The organism is Vibrio sp. ZOR0018 (assembly GCF_963865925.1).
Classification (GTDB): domain Bacteria; phylum Pseudomonadota; class Gammaproteobacteria; order Enterobacterales; family Vibrionaceae; genus Vibrio; species Vibrio anguillarum.
In genome coordinates, this window is the sequence record NZ_CAWMCN010000050.1 from 3,304 (window position 1) to 4,552 (window position 1,249).

Here is a 1,249-nt window from a genome sequence, read left to right on the forward strand (position 1 = left end):
CTAAAAAGATTGAACCCCTAAATTTCCCTGAGTTGCATAACGCCCGCTTAAGGGGCAGCCAACGCTACTACTAACTTTCCGCATGACACCGTAACCACAAAAACCAACGCATAGTAAAAATGCCGCGCGTTGGCTGTCCCTCTTAAAGCGTTTGTTATGTGTTTTTTCCATATTTTATTGAATTTTCTGCACAATGTGCTTTAACCTCATTTAGCCATGTATCGTACCAGTACCATGATTTGGAAACCTGAACTCCAAAATTCTTTGCTTTATCTTTTGCATTCTTAGACTTCCACAAATCTACATGATGGTGAATCTTGAATTTCTTATACCCCATATCGTTAACAATTTTAACTATTTCATTAGGTAGGTACTTCTGTTTTTCTTTCTCTTTGATGAGAACATACTCTTTATTTAGTTTTTCTGCTTCAGGTGAATTTGCTGGAATAAACTCGATAACTTTATCTGCTTGACCTTTGTGATTAACTGATTTGGGGACATATAAAACCCTATATGAATACCTGAGGTCATTATATTCATTTTGAGGTAAATCGGTGTCAAAAGCATTTATGTAAGCAGATATATGCTCAGGAAGATCAGTGAATTTTCTCAGTTGATTAACGTGTTCTTCTTTAATTGATGAGAACTGTAAGGAGAATGAAAGATGCTTATCGATACCTAGTTTATCTTCGAATAGTGATTTCACATATTCGTTGTAATTTAAGCAACACGCTTGGAATCTAGCACTTAAATAATCGTCTATTCGAGTCGTCATTTGATGTTCTATCTCATGACGAAGACCAATTAGAAATTTTAAATTTGACTTTGCAACTTTATCAATTGGGCATAACTTATCATCCAAACATCGTTCCAACTCCCAATACTTAAATGCTCCCTTTTTTGTTTTATGATACATCTTTTTTTGTCCACGTTTATCATAATATCGATATTCAATATTCTTCGAACGGTAATATGCATGAAGTAAATAAGTCCAAGCGATGTTTGATAGAACAATAAAACTCTCAGATTTAAATTGCACATTTGGATTGTTGAATATTTGTACCGCGGCAAGCATTGATTCTCTAGATTTTGTCAGGAGCTCTACCTTGATCGATCCAACTTTTCTATTTCTCTTTTCCATTTAACCTCCTTGAGTAGCTCACACACAGACACATAACGCCCGGCTAAGGGGTTGACAACGCACCGCCGAACTTAAAAAACACACTTAAACACTGAACTGCAATTTTGC

The 1,249-nt window shown here is 35.6% G+C and carries 1 protein-coding gene; it reads right to left on the reverse strand.

Going from position 1 to position 1,249, the window contains the following annotated elements; translation table 11 throughout:
* Positions 1–154: 154 nt before the first annotated feature.
* Positions 155–1,141 (reverse strand): DUF3644 domain-containing protein, encoded by a 987-nt coding sequence (locus AACR75_RS02005; RefSeq protein ID WP_047691632.1) that lies wholly within the window; start codon positions 1,139–1,141, stop codon positions 155–157.
* Positions 1,142–1,249 lie beyond the last annotated feature (108 nt).

Coding starts and splice junctions, on each gene's coding strand:
- AACR75_RS02005 (WP_047691632.1), bottom strand. CDS start 1,141: ATGGAAAAGAGAAATAGAAAAGTTGGATCGATCAAGGTAGAGCTCCTG.